Source organism: Gluconobacter aidae, assembly GCF_009547075.1.
GTDB lineage: Bacteria > Pseudomonadota > Alphaproteobacteria > Acetobacterales > Acetobacteraceae > Gluconobacter > Gluconobacter aidae.
Window position 1 is genome coordinate 31,611 of sequence record NZ_WIPH01000009.1, and the last position, 17,318, is coordinate 48,928.

16 protein-coding genes are annotated in these 17,318 nt (G+C 53.5%); 11 read left to right on the forward strand and 5 right to left on the reverse strand.

Annotated elements, in window-relative coordinates; genetic code table 11:
* Window positions 1–31 precede the first annotated feature (31 nt).
* Genes GFJ39_RS05975 through GFJ39_RS06010 form a run of 8 tightly spaced genes read left to right on the forward strand, consistent with a single transcriptional unit; the run spans window position 32 to window position 8,053 of the window.
* Window positions 32–418 carry a hypothetical protein gene (locus tag GFJ39_RS05975; protein WP_099213446.1) on the forward strand — a complete coding sequence of 129 codons (387 nt, stop codon included), beginning with the start codon at window positions 32–34 and terminating at the stop codon, window positions 416–418.
* On the forward strand, window positions 415–957 hold the full coding sequence (locus GFJ39_RS05980; protein ID WP_153430485.1) for a hypothetical protein: 543 nt from the start codon (window positions 415–417) through the stop codon (window positions 955–957). The genes GFJ39_RS05975 and GFJ39_RS05980 overlap by 4 nt, the downstream gene beginning before the upstream one ends.
* The gene (locus GFJ39_RS05985) at window positions 957–2,150 is read left to right on the forward strand and encodes a hypothetical protein (RefSeq protein ID WP_153430486.1); all 1,194 of its coding nucleotides are present in this window, start codon (window positions 957–959) and stop codon (window positions 2,148–2,150) included. Before GFJ39_RS05980 ends, GFJ39_RS05985 begins: the two co-directional genes overlap by 1 nt.
* A 1-nt stretch (window position 2,151) precedes the next feature.
* On the forward strand, window positions 2,152–3,696 hold the full coding sequence (locus GFJ39_RS05990) for a chromosomal replication initiator protein DnaA (protein ID WP_153430487.1): 1,545 nt from the start codon (window positions 2,152–2,154) through the stop codon (window positions 3,694–3,696).
* A gap of 3 nt (window positions 3,697–3,699) precedes the next feature.
* Entirely contained in the window at window positions 3,700–6,036 is a 2,337-nt protein-coding gene (locus GFJ39_RS05995; RefSeq protein ID WP_062028279.1) for a DotA/TraY family protein, read from the forward strand.
* Window positions 6,037–6,044: 8 nt separating this feature from the next.
* On the forward strand, window positions 6,045–6,467 hold the full coding sequence (locus GFJ39_RS06000; RefSeq protein ID WP_153430488.1) for an HlyD family secretion protein: 423 nt from the start codon (window positions 6,045–6,047) through the stop codon (window positions 6,465–6,467).
* Between the two features lie 48 nt (window positions 6,468–6,515).
* A complete protein-coding gene (locus tag GFJ39_RS06005) occupies window positions 6,516–7,529 on the forward strand; it encodes a thiol:disulfide interchange protein (RefSeq protein ID WP_153430489.1) in 1,014 nt (337 codons plus the stop codon).
* The gene (locus GFJ39_RS06010; protein ID WP_211512950.1) at window positions 7,526–8,053 is read left to right on the forward strand and encodes a hypothetical protein; all 528 of its coding nucleotides are present in this window, start codon (window positions 7,526–7,528) and stop codon (window positions 8,051–8,053) included. Before GFJ39_RS06005 ends, GFJ39_RS06010 begins: the two co-directional genes overlap by 4 nt.
* A gap of 33 nt (window positions 8,054–8,086) precedes the next feature.
* Here the strand turns inward: GFJ39_RS06010 and GFJ39_RS06015 are convergent, their stop codons facing one another.
* Complete coding sequence (locus tag GFJ39_RS06015; protein WP_153430490.1) at window positions 8,087–8,386, reverse strand: hypothetical protein; 300 nt, start codon at window positions 8,384–8,386, stop codon at window positions 8,087–8,089.
* Window positions 8,387–9,375: 989 nt separating this feature from the next.
* Between GFJ39_RS06015 and repC the strand changes: the two genes are divergently transcribed.
* Window positions 9,376–10,620 (forward strand): plasmid replication protein RepC, encoded by a 1,245-nt coding sequence (gene repC / locus GFJ39_RS06020; RefSeq protein WP_153430491.1) that lies wholly within the window; start codon window positions 9,376–9,378, stop codon window positions 10,618–10,620.
* Window positions 10,621–10,672: 52 nt separating this feature from the next.
* Complete coding sequence (locus tag GFJ39_RS06025) at window positions 10,673–10,957, forward strand: DUF2312 domain-containing protein (RefSeq protein WP_061490889.1); 285 nt, start codon at window positions 10,673–10,675, stop codon at window positions 10,955–10,957.
* A gap of 168 nt (window positions 10,958–11,125) precedes the next feature.
* On the opposite strand, the gene GFJ39_RS06030 is transcribed toward GFJ39_RS06025, so the two are convergent.
* The 4 genes from GFJ39_RS06030 to GFJ39_RS06045 all read right to left on the reverse strand — a co-directional run bounded on the left by GFJ39_RS06030 (window position 11,126) and on the right by GFJ39_RS06045 (window position 16,454).
* On the reverse strand, window positions 11,126–11,824 hold the full coding sequence (locus GFJ39_RS06030) for a recombinase family protein (RefSeq protein ID WP_457851930.1): 699 nt from the start codon (window positions 11,822–11,824) through the stop codon (window positions 11,126–11,128).
* Between the two features lie 276 nt (window positions 11,825–12,100).
* Window positions 12,101–15,481, reverse strand: a complete 3,381-nt coding sequence (locus tag GFJ39_RS06035; RefSeq protein ID WP_153430492.1) for a glycosyltransferase — start codon at window positions 15,479–15,481, stop codon at window positions 12,101–12,103.
* Window positions 15,482–15,798: 317 nt separating this feature from the next.
* Entirely contained in the window at window positions 15,799–16,188 is a 390-nt protein-coding gene (locus tag GFJ39_RS06040) for a PIN domain-containing protein (protein WP_148620579.1), read from the reverse strand.
* Window positions 16,188–16,454: an AbrB/MazE/SpoVT family DNA-binding domain-containing protein gene (locus tag GFJ39_RS06045; RefSeq protein WP_153430493.1), complete on the reverse strand. Its 267-nt coding sequence runs from the start codon at window positions 16,452–16,454 to the stop codon at window positions 16,188–16,190. The genes GFJ39_RS06040 and GFJ39_RS06045 overlap by 1 nt, the downstream gene beginning before the upstream one ends.
* Window positions 16,455–16,661: 207 nt before the next feature.
* Between GFJ39_RS06045 and GFJ39_RS06050 the strand changes: the two genes are divergently transcribed.
* Window positions 16,662–17,249 (forward strand): recombinase family protein, encoded by a 588-nt coding sequence (locus GFJ39_RS06050; RefSeq protein ID WP_153430494.1) that lies wholly within the window; start codon window positions 16,662–16,664, stop codon window positions 17,247–17,249.
* Window positions 17,250–17,318: the final 69 nt, after the last annotated feature.

Genomic DNA, 17,318 nt, shown 5'->3' on the forward strand with positions numbered 1-17,318 from the left:
TTTTCTCCTGGTACTTACCCAGGAGAGAGGCATGTCACCAGACGATCCAACACCGCACAGGGACACCCCGCAGAGTTCTCTGGCCCCTAACCTTGCTCTTGCACGGCACAATCTGCTTGAGCATTTCCGTGTCCGGAATGGACACACTTCCGGCACGGACGGGGCGATCATCGCCTCTCTGGCCGACCTCCTTGTGTCTTTACCGAACGAGGAGCGACGGACCTTTGTTGCCGAAGTGGTCTCGACCGTCAGAGGCGGAGAGGATCTTGTAGCATCTGCGGTCTCCAGCCGTGCTGAACTGGTCGCATGGACAGACAGTCAGAAAAGGGCAGAGCTGTCCGCGCGCGTCTTCTCTGACGATCGTCTCGCGCTTCTGCGCGACCTTCTCGATCCAGAAGCGGAGAGGGCGGCCGCATGAAACGGACATCCTTTCTTCTCGTGGCCGCTACTCTTTCGGTCCCTCTGAGCGCATCTGCCGCAACACAGGGCAGTCAGGCCTGCGCAACCCTCACGCAGGCCGCAGCGGACGCCGTAAACGGGCGCATCAAGGCTAACAATGCTTATGAGAAGCAGCCTGAAAGTGTCAGTGGCCTCTCCTGCCTGGACAAGTTTTTCAATGGTACGGGCCTCAATCTCCTGACGAACATTGCGAACCCCGCAGCGCTGATCAATGACGTTGTCGGGCAGGTCGAAGGAGAAATCTGCTCGGCCGCCCAGACCGAATGGGACAATACCGTCGGGGCCGCGCAACAATGTGGCCTGAGCCTGAACGGTGTGAATGTCGGCCTTGGTCTGACAGGCAGAGGCGGCATGATGTGCCCCTCCCTGAACTTTGGCGGCAGCGGCCCCCAGCTCGCGGCCGGGAGCCTCGGGAACGGCGATTCAAACGGGTATGTCCGGGGTGAGCCACGTCTGCCGACCGGCTACACCAGCACATCTCTGGATGGGGTATTCTGATGAAGATCCGCCTCAATCCAACAATCGCAACGATGCTTCTCTGCACGACCGTTCTTGTCGCGATGCCTAAGCCTGCAAATGCGTTCATCGGTGAAGCGGCGGTGGTCGCGGCCATCAGCGCCCTGCAGAAATTCACGGGCTCCGCGCTGTCGTCGATGACCAAGACGCTGACGTCTCAGTTGAACAATTCGATGGATAGCCTGACGAACCCCAATTCCGTCAGCTCCATGCTGAACAAGGGGTTCACACAGCTCAGTAACTACGAAAAGGCGGGTGTCGCCGCCGAGCAGCGTATTGCGGATGCGTCCAATACAGCGATGGCGGAGTTTGCTCGCCGCCAGCAGGATACGACGATCCGCGACGAGCATATGATGAACCCGGAGTTCTGCACGGGGATTGACGGGGCGCAGGCCACCCAGGGCGCGTCTCAGTCGGCCAGAACGGCAACCCGCGCGATTGCGACGATTACGGACAGTCGTGGAGAGGCCGACGCCGGAACGCCCTCTTACTATGGCAAGGGCCAGGGCGTGGCATCGAGCATGGCGTTGCACGGGCGGCGGTATTGCTCGCAGGAAGACGTCACAGCCGGTCTCTGCTCGGCTCTTTCCCGTCTGCCCAATGCGGACCAGCGGGCCATTTCCCTGTTCGGGCAGGACACCCTGTCGGCTGACGGCGGTGTGGACGCCGCCAACGATTACAGCACGACACTTATCCAGCCTGTAGCCCCTGCTGCACTGCGCGGCGAGCAGCTTACGTCCACGTCCGGACGTGAGGCCGCGTTGCGTCGTCGCGCCTACAACGCCCGCATGTCGCTCTCGCGCTACGTGATGAATTTCATCACCTCGCTGGAGATCCCGTCGATCAACCTGACCGATGTGCAGAAAACCGAGATGCAGGCTGAGGGCATGACCGTCGCGGATCAGGCCTCGTGGCTGACGTCGATGAGCCTTGAGGTCAATCGCCGTGTCTCTGGCGTGACCTGGAACAAGAACCTTCAGCAGATGCCACCCGCAACGGTCATGCGTGAGCTGGCGATCGAGCAGGCTCAGGCCAACTACCTCGCCTTGCAGACTTACCGTCTCGGGCTTTTCCAGTCTTCGCTCGCCGCAACACAGGTGGCGCAGCACGAGGAGGAAAGCGAGGCCAAGAGACTTGCCCCCATCCCATCACCAAACGTCAATCCCGGAGGCTGACATGGCCCAGAATGATACGCAGATCCCTGCCCTCGCGGACGTCTTCCAGAGCCTGGAGCGTGTGCGGCCCCAACTTGAGAAGGATGCGCCCCAACTGGCCGGGCAGATCACCCTGCTTGCCCAGAAGCATCAGGATCCGGACCTTGCATCCAATGACCGCTTTCGGACCAACGTCGCCTATGTGCTTCAGGACGCCGAGCGTCTGGTCGGACCGGTTCTGCCGCAGGAAAATGGGCTGCGCGAAGAGATGACACAGCGTGCCATGAGCGTGCCCGGCCTGACGTCCGAGACCCTCAAGGGCTTTATGGGGCAGACCGCCGATCTGATGGATCAGCGACTGGTGGACACGGTGCGCTCTGTGTCGGAGCGCGTCGCCTCCATGGGGGCCGATCAGCAGGGTAATCCGGAGATTGACGAGGTTCTTCAATCCCTGTCCGAGCGGGTTGCCACTGCCGCACGGTTCTCGACACACGACCCTGACGCGCAGACCGTTACACAGGACGAACAGGCAGACGTCAGACCTGTGGAACCGGCCTCCGAGTTTGATGGAAGTCCTGAGCCACCACCTTTCGATGATATTCCGGACGCCCCTGAGCCAGAGGATAGTGAGGATCCACGCGTGCAAGAGGGTGACACCCCAACTCATCCCTCGGGAGAAAAGGCTGATCCACGGATGCACGCCTCTCCTGGAGGCGGGGAGCCGGGAGCAGACCAGCCACAGGCCCAACGCCCTGAGCGACCGGTAAACGCTGGCGCAACCGAGAACAAGAAGGCAGCACCAGAGGCATCGAGCAAAGCTGATACCGGAGCTAAAGCGCAGAATAGACCTGGGCCGGCGAAGGAGGAGGCGAAAACCCCTGAACAGGAAGCCGATGAGAAGGTCGTTTATCAGGTGCGCGGCCCGGGTCTCTTTACCCGTCTCGCACAGGCCATTCGTCCTGAGGCCGTGCAGCAGACCGTCACGCCCGGGTCTAACTGGATGGCCAAGGCCCAGACGATGAATGCGGCCCACGGGCAGCAGGCCGACGCCAATCATCTGGATCAGACCGAGGCCCTGGGCCTGAAGGCGCAGAGTGCGCTGGAAGCCGTGCAGAATACGCCTGCATCGTCAGTCATGCGGGAAATCGCCGAGGCCGCAAAATCCGAGCCGAACGGCATGGATGGTGTGTTGAGCGAAATGCGGCCGGGAGGGCGGCATGAAGGCCTGCAATCGCGATTTCAAGCCGAGCGAAGCACCAATCAGGCGTTCGCAGCGCAACTGAAGGAAGCGGGTGAAGCGGTTGCGGCCTACGGCGCTCATCGCGAGAAAGCTGCCGATATTGGGGTGCAGCGAGGATCAGAAGCTCAGGTCGAGCAGCGCTTCAACGGCCTGGACAGCAAGATTGGCGAGCTTGCCAAGGGGGTGCCGGGAAAGGAAGCCGGGACCAGCATGGTCGAAGATCTCTCAGAGAAGGCGCGTGAGCTGGTGAAAAAGGCGGTTGAGGCCGTCGCCTCTGTTTTCCGGCCGTCCCCTTCTGCGTCAGCCAGCGCAAGCCCGGGATTATAAGTGATGACTTCTCTCAGACGCTTCAGAAACACGGGTAGGGCGCTCAGCGTCCTGCCCATCTTCCTCACGACAGGAATAGCTCACGCACAGTCGGTCACAGGCAATTCGACGTCGGGAAACTCCACTTATGGCGTGACGTGGAACATGCTCGATCCTGGTGATGATTGGGCCGCGACCATGATCAAGTCGGTCTTTCCGGTGTTCGGGTCGTCCTCGACAACCACCGGCACCGAGGCCACGGTTATCGGAACCATGCTGGGCGATCTGTCCGGCTTCGTCATGGCGTTGGCCATGGCCTTTGTTTCTTACGTCATGATGATGAACATGCACCGCTCGGCCGAAACGTCGAAGGTGCTTGGATCCAATCAGACGTCCATGAGTATCGTGCGTATGGCCTTTGGCGCCATCATGATGCTTCCGGTTGCAGGCGGCTTCAGTGCGGGTCAGGCCGCGTTCGTTCAGGGTTCGCTCTGGGGTGTCGGCATGGCGAAGACGGTCTATTCCTCCGCCGTGCAGGCGATTGGTCCGGACGGAAAAACCATCGCACAGCCCATGGTGCCGGGTACGAAAACCATTGTGGCTGGCCTGATCGCCAATGAAATGTGCCGGGATCTGGTCAACCTGGCCTCATCCAATTCGAGCCTTGTGCCAGCCCCGACCGGGAGAACCGTGAAGGCCGTATCCGGCTCCGATCTGGGTATGATTACCTATCCCTATCAGATGACCACGGGAGACGGGCAGCCGGTCTGCGGTTCTGTCACGATCCAGGCTCCGCGCGCAGCGACGAAGATCCTGGGGATCACGGTCGATACGGCCGCCATGCAGCAGCAGATTCTGGATAGTGTTCTGGTGGGCGAGATCCGGCCGCAGGTCCAGCAGGTTGCAACCCAGTTCTGGCAGACCAAGAAGTCCTCCAGTCTGGCCCCGCTCGTGACCCTTATGACGCAGGCGACCAATGATTACACCAGCAAGCTGACCGCCAAGGCTGCCAGTATCCGCCAGCAGGTTCAGGCAGCCGTCACACAGCGTAGTACCAGCTTTCAGGCGTGGAACAGCGGGACCAACGGAGACGCGGCCAACACCAAGGGCCGTCTGGATAGTCTCGGCTGGACAGGTGCGGGCGCCTACTACCTTGAGTTTGCCCGTCTCAATGGGGAAACTATGTCCCTGATGGCGTCAACGCCGACTGTCAGTGCCCCGACCTATGTTGGACTGGGCGAGGACGTGCACGGAGATATTGCGCCGATGATGCAGTCGATTGGCGCACTTCTCGCCAATATCTCCAATATGGTCGCCACGCAGGACGGCATGAATGCTCCAGGCGGAAGCAGTGATCTCTATGCCGGTGTCACGCCGAGCGGTGATGGCGCAGGGGTGCTGTCTCAGGTCGCGCGGTCTTTGCATCTGAGTGACTACACGCTTCAGACGGTCATGGCGTTCATCGAGCCATCTGGCGCTGAAGGCTATTGGACGGATCCGTTCGGAAACCTCATGGGCCTCGGGAACTGGATGATCACCACGGCCCTTCTGGTCATGGCATCCGCAGCACTTCTCAGTTCGGACGCAGGATCGGCAGTCACAGCGGCTGGCGCGGCTCTAACCGGGAATTTCGCGGGGGCTGCTGGCATTGGTGTGGGGCATGTCGTCGTGCAGTTCCTCAGCACGCCAATCCTCACAGGCGCAATGGCGCTTCTGCTTCCGGGCCTTACACTCGCGTTCGTGCTGCCGATGATCCCTTGGGTGATGTGGATGGCGGGCGTTGCTGGCTGGCTCATTCTGGTGTGCGAAGGCGTGATCGCTGTCCCGCTCTGGATGCTGGCCCACATGACAATGTCCGGCGAAGGTCTGCATGGGCACGCGAAAGCAGGATATGCCCTGATCTTCAATGTCCTTTTCCGACCGACCCTGATGCTGTTCGGGCTTTTCCTCGGCTACTTCGTGTTTGATGCCATGTCCTGGCTGATCCACCAGACATTCGGTGTGGCAGCAGGGTTCGTGCTCTCGCATGGCTGGATCGTGACCAATCTTATTGGTGTCGTCGTCATGCTCGGCATGTACGTCACGGTCCATATCACGCTTGCTCTCATGTGCTTCAGGCTGATTGCGATCCTCCCTGAGCGGGTTCCTGCCATGATTGGCTTCCATGAAGGGAACCGCGTCGATCTGGATCAGTTTTCTAAGGATGCTGCGGTAATCGGTATGGCCGGTACTTTGAAAGGAATTGAAAGTTCGCTTGCACCTTCTAAAAAAGGTGAGACGGCAGGTAACTCGAAAAACGGTGGCGCATTGACAAAACAAGGCTCTAACTTGGTAGATACAACGTTAAGCCGTACCACATGAGGTCTGAAATGTTTGGCAATGATGGAATGAGTGGATGGGCCGGGTACATGCTTGGCCAAATGTCTGCCGATTCCACGCGTCGCCGACGTGAGGTGGTGGACAATCTACTGCGTCGTCCTTCTGAGAGCTGGCAGGACAAGTACGCAGTTCTGGTAGCCAAAGCGCAGGAGTTCCTCGACCATATCAAGTGGCAAGAAGGGATTATGAAGGAGCGCAAGGACCAGATTGCGGCTCTTGAAGCAGATCTGGTCCTTGCGCGCTCTGATTTGGAGCGTCAGCAGTCTTTAACAAACCAGTGGAAAGATTTTGGCGATAAGTCGGAGGCTAACTACGACGAGTTGAAGGCTTGGGCAGATAAAGCCGAGGCTTCGCTTAAACAATATCGCGCCCTCTACGGTCCTCTTCCAGACGCTCCAAAAAGCAGCTCTTAGTCGCATCTCAGCCCAATAGGGTCTCCTTAATTCTTCAGGAGACCCATTATGCGTTCTCGTACCTCTCTTTATCTCGCCGGATCTTTGTTCCTGGCAGCACCGGCAATGGCGCAGACCCAATGCGCCGTTCCTTCCCCGCCTGCCCAAACATCAGCACCTCAAAAGGCCGCTTCGCTCGGGCCTCAGCCGACTGACGCGATCCAGCGGCTGGTGCAGGCAGGCAGCGAGATCCTGTGGGCAGAGCCACAGCACGGCCTCCAGACTGGCGTTGCTCACGGCGATAACCAGCTTCTTGTGTTCTTCACACCGGAAAATCACAGCTTCATTATTGGCGGGACGCTCATTCCCGTCCCCTATGATCGCCTCCACGAGCTGATGGGCAAGCGGGCGACAGATCTTGAGGTCTGGCGCGGTACCAGAGGCATGTTTGTGCGCAATGGCGACCGTTTCCAGGTTGTCTATGCGACGCCAGACGGTCAGGCCGCGATTGCGGGTACAATATGGGATACCGCGGGTAAAAACGTCACAAGGCAGCAGATCCGCTATATTCCCGGGGCAGTCCCCACGGTTCGGATTGACGTCCCGGGAGGCGGAAAGGCCCCGTCCGGTTCGTTGTCCGAGCAGATCTATGCTGGTGTGATCGGCCAGAAAGGCGCGCCGGAAGTGATCATGTTCATTGATCCGCGCTGCACGTTCTCGATCCGGGCCATGCAGCTCCTTCAGCCCGCCGTTGATAGCGGCAAGCTGCGTCTAAGGGTCGTACCGCTTTCGCTCCTGGATTATGAGGATGGCGGCGCAAGTACGCGTTACGCCAAGGCCATGACTTCGCTGCCTGCGGATGCCAGTATGGTTCAAGCCTGGACGTCTGGCGGCCTCTCGAATGTGCTGGATCAACCGTCTCCTGAAGCGCAGTCCCGACTTGATGCAAACATGGCAGCCGCCAAAGCGGTGTCGCTGACAGGCACACCGACCTTTTTCTGGAAGCATCATGATGGGTCTCTGGGGCGTCTCGACGGCGTGCCTCCAGATCTGAACAAGTTCCTGACGGATGTCAGCCAGTGAGTGGGGCGAACGAAAAGAAGGGAGTCCTGGCCAAAACAGGCCGGGCAGCCCGATTTGTCGTAGGCTCTCCATCCGTTGCGGTTGGGGCCGCGAGTATTCGGGATGGCTACAGTCTGCTTCGGACACTGTGGGGCATTGTCCGAAGAAAGCCTGAAGCGGAAGACGGGTTTCGCGTTGATGATTCGGGCCGCATCGACATTGTTGCGACGGCAGAAGTGTACGATGTCAGTCCGGCAGCGGTAGAGATCTATCTCCAGAACCAGCAGGCCAGGACGTATCAACGCGCCTGGGCCGCAGCCCTCATCGGGGCTTGCCTTCTTGCAGCGTGGATCATTGTCGGCCTCAGCGGGTTATGGCGGAGTCAGACGCTTGTGACTGCGATCGAGATGATGCCGTTCTGGTTCGCCCTGGGGCTCTATATTCTGCAGAATGGGTGGATGAACTGGCAGTTTCGTCAGCGGAGGAAGGCCGGGATGCTGGCCTATATTAGAGAGGCCGACTCCCTTTTTCCTCGACGGTCCTGAAGCAGGTAGCGGCCCCAGAGGGCCGCTTTTCTTTTAGAAGGTTCCGGGCGGGTGTGTGGAGTTGTTGTTGGGGCCACCGACGGCCCAGGCCGCGTGCTCATAGTCTTCACGGCCTCCCGAATTGCGGGGATCTTCCACCTTTACGATATGACCTTGCCGATCAAAGACGGGGGGTGCCCAGACGGCTCTGGATGACCCGTAAGCCGCCCCTGGCTCGTAGCGAGCATGTTTAAGTGGAGGTGGCTTGGGACCATGGCCATGATCGGCCGAGACGTTGCCTGAGCAGGCCGCCAAAGCAAAAAGGGTGATTACAGGGAGGAAATGCAGTTTCATTGACCAGTCTCCGTTTCGATGTCACGAAGACTGGCACGCTCATCTGCGACTAAGACGAGAAACGCAGCTCAAGCTTTGAAATCGAAGATTGATTCTTTATGAGCGACGCAGAGCTCTCCGGCCCTACCAGATTCAAACGCACTGAATTTCTTCAGACATTCGCCTTTGAGTTTGAGAAATACGGTATCGACACAATCCAGATTTTTGAGCTTACTCACATGGCGCTCACACTCTTCGACTTGACTAACGTAGTCGTTTATCAAAGTAGACGAGGTAAAGGTCATTCCAGACATAATGGCGAGAGTGTGAATAACGCTATCAACACAAGATTGTGTTCGAGCGCAAAAGGATAATGCATCGAAGCTATTAATTAGAGAACCTGACTGATTACTCTCTTGCCTTACAACCGAACCCATCCGACACCTTTACAACTACTAGACGAACCCAAGGCCAGATCGTACCAGAGTTCTGGATACAGTCTCTTTATGGACTTTATCTGCTCTCTCTTCCTTTTCGCTCTAGCACGGGCGGACGCAAAGAAAAAAGGTTTCCTTAACGAATTGTGAAAAAAAATTACGGAAGGCCGCTTTTGTTCTCATCACTCCCTTGCGAGCGTGGAATAGACTCATGTTACAGATGAAAGTCGCAGATCCTTGTGGCGATGTTTCAGCGGCCGGGAGACTCTTAAAAGGGCCTTTCTTTCTCGCTACAGGAGAAGCATAAAGGCAAATCGCCTATTTGGGCTTGAAGAAGGAATTGTTTGAGTGAGTTAGCCAGAGCCCAGATACGTTTAAGGCCCCGCTTTCACGAGGCCCTAGAACGTAGTCCCATCGGTCGCCAAACCGATTGAACTGGATTGAAATTTCACGGCTGAATTTTCAATCCTACATTTCAGCTTCGAATGCAAGAGTTTCTTGCAAACGGGAGGGGCTTGTTTGAAGGGTTAGAGAGCAGGGCTTCGGAAATCCCGAAATCCTGAGAAGTTTTCCATGACCTATTCGCTTTCGCATGACCCCCATCAGGCCGGGGTGAGACGCATTACCCCGGCCATGATCCTGGCTGAAATGCAGTGTGAGGCCCTGCCCCGCAGCGGTGCCACCAAGGCCCAGATCCTCAGCGCGTTGCATACGGAGCCCCGGGCGCTTGGCCTTCAGCCGCGCCAGTCCGATCTGCTGGGCTTTCTGATCAGCCGCACCAAGCCGGTGGATTGGGAAGATGACAATCTTACCATCTGCTCTGTGCGCAATCGCGACATCTGCGAGCGGTTCGGGATCGAGAGATCCACGGTCAAGCGCTGGCTTCGCGGCCTCAGCGAATTGGGCTGGATTATCATGCGCGATAGTCCGAATCAGCAGCGCTGGTTAAGGCGCGACGGCCGCAATGGTGCGATCCTGGAGGGATACGGGTTCGATCTGTCGCCGCTGTCTCGGCGCTACGACGAAATGCTCCAACGCGTTGAGGCCTTCAGAGAGCGGGAACGCGAAGGGAAGCGTCTGCATAAGAGAGCCATGGTCTTAGGTCGCCGCATTACGGCCCTTTGTGCCACGGCCCTGGAGACGACGGCTGACAGGCCGACGGTCATGAGCATCCAGCAGAACGGGCATCAGCTCCTGGCGCTGCGTGGCAATGACCACGACCTGGACATCCTGTCGCCGCTGGTTGAGCAGATGGAGGCTTTGGTCGAGCGTCTGGAGGCCATGATTGCAGGGGCAGACCCTGTGGAAATGGACCCCATGGGGCGCACTGATGGGCCCCATAATACTGATACAAACCCAAATACTATAACTAAAGTTACTGTAAGCGGAGCCGGCTGCGCCGGCGTTGGCATAGAGGAAGAAGTAGTTGGGTCTGACAGTGCCTCCCGTTTCAAGGCCTCACCGCTTCGGGGCTTTAAGGCCGGACCGAACTTCCTTCTTCAGCTCGTCCCGGATCTGCGCGATCTCTGCTCCAGCAGTCGCCCACATGAGGCCGAGCTGATCGAGGCCGTCGAGATGCTGACAGGTTCTCTGGGAATTTCCTCTCATGCCTGGCGTCAGGCGTGCAGCGTCATGGGCCGATACGAGGCCGCCGTCGCCGTCTGTGTGATTTCCGCGAAGTCCCGAAAAGGGAAAGTGCGGTCCGCTGGTGGCCTGCTTCGGGCCATGATCGAACGCCACCTGGACGGAACGCTTGCTCTGGACCGGACCCTCTATGGGCTGGCCTCGGATCTTTCGACCGACCGAACCTACCATTGAGGCATCAGTCGCAGATTGAGCCTGCAGAATGGGCGAGTGAAAGGAGAACTGTATGTTGGCACATGAAGAACAGGACACAGCATCTGCTGAAACCACCGTTCAGACCGGAGGAATTGCAGCGGATCGCCTGAGATCCATCATTGAGCGGGTTGAACGCCTGGAAGAAGAACGAAAGGCGTTGGCTGGAGATATCAAGGACATCTTCAGCGAAGCCAAGTCGGCCGGGTTCGACGTCAAGATCATTAAGCAGATCCTGAAGCTTCGGAAAATGGAGCCTGCCCAGGTTGAGGAACAGGAAACCCTTCTGGACATCTATCGTCGTGCTCTGGGAATGTGACTTACTGGTGTGTCCATTGCGGACACACCTTAAAGGAGAAGCCAGATTTCCACGCCAGCAATGACGGCAATGTCCTACCGTGTGGCCATGGTATCCGGGATTGTTGGGATCAGTCTGATCTTGGCCGGATATGCACGGGTGAAATATCTGCGGTCTAGCCCATCTCCATCAGGCCTGTCGTCTGCGGCGGTTGAGAGGCTTCTTCTCATTGTTTTCTGCGGTACGCTCGTCAACATCACCGTCGCTTTCCTCACTCTCTGAGCGTGGTTGCCAGCCAATCCGCTCAAGAGTGTTCAACAGGGTTGTGCGTGGAATTGTGAGACGTCGCGCAACGGAGAGCTTACTCTCACCCTTGTTGAGGTAGTCGAGCGCCATGTCCAAACGCTCCTGACTGATTGACGGAGGCCGTCCGCCTATTCGGCCTCGACGTTTTGCGGCCGCAAGCCCTGCCATGACACGCTCATGAATCAGAGCGCGTTCGTATTGAGCCAAAGCGCCAAACAAGGAAAACATCAGCTCGCCATGAGACGTTGTTGTGTCCATCTGTTCGGTCAGGGAACGGAAGGCTACGGATTTGGCCTTCAGATCTTCTATGATCGTCAGGAGATGTGGAAGAGATCGCCCCAGCCGATCCAGTTTCCAGACAACGAGTGTGTCACCACTCTTTATATAAGAGAGACATTTTTTAAGACCGGGTCTGTCATCGCGTGCCCCAGAGGCCTTGTCCTGGAAGATGTGTCGCTCATCGACGCCCGCCTGCACCAGAGCATCGCGCTGCAAGTCCACTGACTGGCGCTCATCGACGGAAGAAACGCGCATATAGCCGATAAGCATGTCGGAAAACCCTATTTTTACCGTTTCCGTCACTTACACCAATCCGACAGGGTTTGTCGCCACCCGGCATGGAAATTTTGTCTAGGAAACATGCGAGCGCGCCAGACTGGCATTCCCCCCTGTCGGGAATCATCTGCTTCGCGACAGGGGTAATATTCACGCTGAATGGCCGATTTGTGATGATGGTATATGGCCATCTGAGTATAGAAAGGGGGGATCGGACGGTTTCCTTTATATTGGACATCAAGCCAAAGCAGAACATTGATGAAAATTCGCAGAACAGCCGTTAAAAATTTTTTATACCTTAGCTCATTTCAATAATAATATTGCTTCATGACGAAGGAGAAAATAAGAAAAACTATCTTTGTCGAAATCCTCTTGGATCAAAGAACCTGATCTATATATATTTCCCAATATTCGTAAATACTTATTCTCTATTTCAAATTTATCTGCTAGGCGCCAAATAAGCGAACTATGACGAAAAAGACGTATTAGGTTATCGTATTCATCACCTGCTTCGAAAATATCCCAAAGTTTTTTATGATACCGATCAAACAACCCCATCAGTCTCTGACTACTAAGTAAATGATAAGCTTCCATGAGATTGCTTTTTGTAACTAGATCATTACCATCATTTTCAGGAAAATATCGGCTTAAGGCTCGCATGAAATTGTAATAATCACCATTTTTCTGCAGCATTACTTCTTGTAGGATCTCATTTTTTAGACCTTTGTCTTCCTCATCGTACATTTCTATAAGAATGTTATTTGATAAAATGTAGTGGTTTCCCTTCCTCGATTTTTTTAATATTTTCTTGAATGCTTCAACACGTCGCGATTTCTCTTCAATATTTTTAGCAATGATAAATTGCGCATGTAGGGCATTAGCCGAATTCCTTTCGATACGGATTATTTCCCGAGCTTCGATTAATGATCTATCAATGTTACCAAGGTCATGCTGGCACAGCACACGTGTCATCATGACCGACTGCTTTCGCAGATTACTCAGAGTAGATAAGTCTACAAGATTGCACTCTTCTATGGCCTCCTGATCTCGCCCTTTCATGCGTAGAAATTCAGCCAGCTTAATTCTTAGGGACGCTAGTTCTACTCGAAATTCCTCCCTCGGGGTAAATTCCTTTATTGCGTGTTGGCAGAAAATAATTCCATTTTTGAATCTGCAAGAGTCTAATAATAGACCTGCAAAAGAGACGGATAATCTAACAACCTCGCTCAATGTTTGAGAGTCGTCGCGTAATTTGGACGATAGAAATAATCGAAATATCAATTCCGAGCAATTTTCGAGTTCAATATCGTCTGTAGCCGGAGCGGAAATTTTTCTTGCAAAAGATGAGTTGCGTATCTTTCCATGACGCCAATCCTTTCCAAGGCAAATGTTCAAAGCTTTCTCGTCGATAGCATTAAAGTCTATATTTTCATCTTCCTTGATAACATCTCTAATGGGGCGTGGTATATGAATGTAATAAACGAAAGTCTCATCCTTGTTGCTATCTAAAAAAAGTGCTGGTTTAACGTCGATTAGAGATTTGGTACGAAGTATATCCGCATGTCTTCCGTGCAGACCGTGAGGGCCGTAGAATCTCTTTATGTCATCTAATTGTGCTCCAAATGGAAATGCCATTAACGCCAAGAGTAATTGGTATGCCCGCTTTTCATCAGAATCAGAAGAGTTTTTAATTGAAACAATGGTCGATCGAATATCGTCAAAGCAAATACCTTTAGGTTTTAGGTATTCATTATCTTCATTATTATTTATAAGATTTGTTATAGATGTATATTCCAGTTCTTTAAGAGCTGCATCTATATATGCTGGAATCCCATCGGTAAATCTACGGAGTGCCTCAATTTTATCAGGATTTATGAAACGATCTGGATTTTGTGAATTATTTCGCAAGTATAACTTGAAATCAATCTCGTCTAGAGGATTTAGTTTGATAACTTTTACATCATCTCTACTCAAGTATATATTCAATATATTTGATAGTACGCATATATGAGAAGACAAATTATATTCTATTAAAATTTCAGATATTTCTTCGACAACCGATACTGTCGATTTGGTATCAACTCCCTTAAATAACCAAAAGCTACCTTCGTTTGAATTATATTTGACGTATTCTGAAAATTCGCAATCATGTTTCGATCGGAATTTGTGTAGGAAGTCATTTTTATCGATGCACCCGCTAAAATCAACAATATGAGTATCCCTCAAAGTCAAACTCATTCGTTCCATAAGCACAGAACAGAAACCATCTTCTCCCATTCCCGGGGAGCAGGTCACCCAAACGATCCGTTGCGCCTTTAATGCGGTCTCCGCAGTTCTTTGTTCGATCTCCCTTATATGGCGATGAGCTGGCTGTGGCCTTCTAAAGTTTGGAGCCCATACGTTTGGTGCCATATGATCAAGACGACGGCCTCGACTCTCTGGGCGCACAGCATCCATAAATATTTGTGCGGTCCGCTCCCATGTGCAGCCCATATTCGACTGAAGTAGGAGCCTTTTAAGGTTCCTAGCTTTTTCCCTCCACACCGGAAGATTGGAGCCGATCTCCAAAAAAGCATCGGAAATTTGGATTATGTCGTCTTCATGTATATCTTCATTTTCGAGACCACCTTTTATATCTAGTGATTTAACATATTCATTTCCTTGACCTTTCAAACCTTGATCAATTAGCTGATATAATCCGCTATTTTCTGTTAGAATGAGAGGAACCTCTGCGGCGATAGATTCCCAGCCAGTCAAACCGAACCCTTCGTGTAGTGACGGCATCACCGCGAGATTCGCTTCGTTAAGCCGATCGAACAACCTGCTTCTATCCGTTTCAAATGGCACAGCAATGACATTTGTCGAACGGTTGGCCTGCAAGTCTGCGTCGTACTTCGCGAGTGCTCCACTCTGCAGATCGCCCTCGGCTATCCCAACCAAAGTTAGCTGGGGATTTTGTCTCCATATCTCAGGTACACCTGGATTTTCGTTAGCTCGCCGCATTGCTCGACCAAACCCTGCAACAGCTAGTTGCCCTTGCTTGATTTTGCCTGCGCCAGGATCCATCCTGCCAAATGTTATAATCTTGAGGCGATCATTGCTTAATTGATTACTTTCTCTAAATTGCGCAAGACCTGGAACAAGCTCTATGCATTTGCGACCGGTAATTTCCTCACAGGACTTTTTTAGTAACGGACCTATGGCAAAAAGAAATGCATCTGGACAGCGTTTGAAAAGGTCTTTTTGAGCTTGGGATTTTGCGTCTCCCGGCGTGTCGCAACGTAATTTATGCGATTCATAGTATTCATAACGCATATGATGGATTAGTGCGACAAGTCCTCCAAATAACCTTCTAGATTCAATCGCAATATCACCACTAAATACATCATGCCCACACCAAATCATATTGTCGATAAGAAGTCTTCTTTCAGTAAGGGCGGATTTAATATTCGACATCCAATCGAGGTGAAACGAGTCGGTAGCCTTGTCCATTCTTAAGGATATTAAACATATATTATGAGATTGGGCTTCCAACTCGTCTTCGGCACTTGAATAGGGAACTATACATATTACTTTTCCATTACCACCTATATAATTTGATAGAGAGATGGAAAAATCGTAATTGAATGAGTTTATACCACCGTGTTTTGGCCCCCACGCAGTGGAAAATAGAACTATATTCATAAATATTTTACCTAAATCTCAAGATTGGGAAGTGGAAATACTGAGTAAGTTTGATTTTTTCTTACTGGGGCGATACCTGTCAACACTTCCTGATATTTGCTGTGAAAAGCGCTTCATCAAAATCGTCATTACCGCCTATTTTGACGCAAAAACAAGGTTATAACCTAACGACGGATGACAGCTTTTCAGATCCGTTAAGTAAGACGTTCTTGTCTGGAATGAGGGCGTAAGCGGTAGGTCCGCTTTTTCTAGCAGCTCCCCCGGGGTTTGGGTGGCTGCGGAACAGAAAATCTACACAAGATTTACAACCAGTAAGTCTATCGAATGAGAACCACTTCAACGCCGATTGCTTCAGCAATTTCAGCCCATGCCCGATCTGCCGTGACCGCAGGGAGATCCAATTTTTTAGCTAATGCCAGACAGGCGCGGTCTCCGTGGCTGAGACCGACCCGCTTGGTTGCATCGCGCATTAATCCGGCCGTCAGAGCCAGGTTGTGATCAAGAGGCCGTACGTCTAGGCGCAGAGCTGCGATCAGTTCGGATATTCCTTCGGCCGGGACGCCTTTATCAACAGCCTTAGAAACGATTTCCTGAAGGTTAATGGCGGAGATGGCGGCATCGCGCAGCCAGCGCCGAGCTTCTTCAGCGCCAGTTTCTTCGTTCAAGTCCGCAAAAACAGCGGACGTGTCGATGACGCAAATCGGCATCAGCGCTGCACCTTATTGTCATGGTTATCCAGCGTATTTTCTGCGCGTCGTTCAGCAATGACTTCGTCGGCAATCGAAGAGCCGGCTGGCACATATTTTCGGAATAGTGCTCTGGCCCGATCAAGCGAGGCATCGGGCGTCATCAAGCGAACCTCCCCGTCCACGATCTCTGCCATGACCTGGCCGCCCTTTTCGACGCCAAGTGACTTACGCAGGCCAACCGGCAGGACAAGTCGGCCATTCGGCATAACATTGACACGAATCATGTAAATGATCCCTCGCTCATTGAGGTTGCGACCTTAATTAAGGTCATATTCCTAACATAGGTCATTTTATGTGATGGTGCCATAAGTTCTTCCTGTCCGAAAACGATCGTTTACGGACAGGGGTGGAGCGATCTGTCCGTAAATTACCTTTACAGTGTTCCGGACATAGTGCATGTTTCGGACATCCTATTCGGACGAAACGAGCCCATGCCACGCACCTTTGCCTATGTTCGCGTCTCAACAGTCGGGCAGACGACCGAAAACCAGATTCAGGAAATTGAAGCCGCCGGTTTTCGGGTTGAACCGCGTCGCGTCGTTACCGAAACAATTTCCGGTAGTACGTCCATCGCGCAGCGGCGCGGCTTTGCGCGCCTCATGGATCGACTGGAAGCTGGAGATGTTCTGATCGTGACCAAGCTTGATCGCCTTGGTCGCGATGCGATGGATGTCAGCACCACGGTTAAAATTCTGGGAGCCATGGGAGTGAAGGTTTACTGCCTCGCTCTTGGCGGTGCTGATCTGACCAGCTCGTCCGGCACAATGACGATGCAGGTTCTGAATGCTGTTGCACAGTTTGAACGGGATCTGTTGATCGAGCGGACACAGTCCGGTCTCAGGCGAGCAAAGTCCGAAGGGAAAACCCTCGGACGGCCGTCCGTACTATCAGAGAGTGATAGGCAATGCGTCCTCAAGGACCTGGCGGAGGGTATGAGTGTGTCCGCACTCGCCAGAAAATTCTCTACAAGTCGGCAGACTATTATGCGGGTTCGAAGTGAAAGCTTTCCCTCCGCCTAGCGGTAGGTCTGCTTACGCCTACAAATCAGACATTAACATATAATGAGATTTAGTGAGAAAGCTGACGTT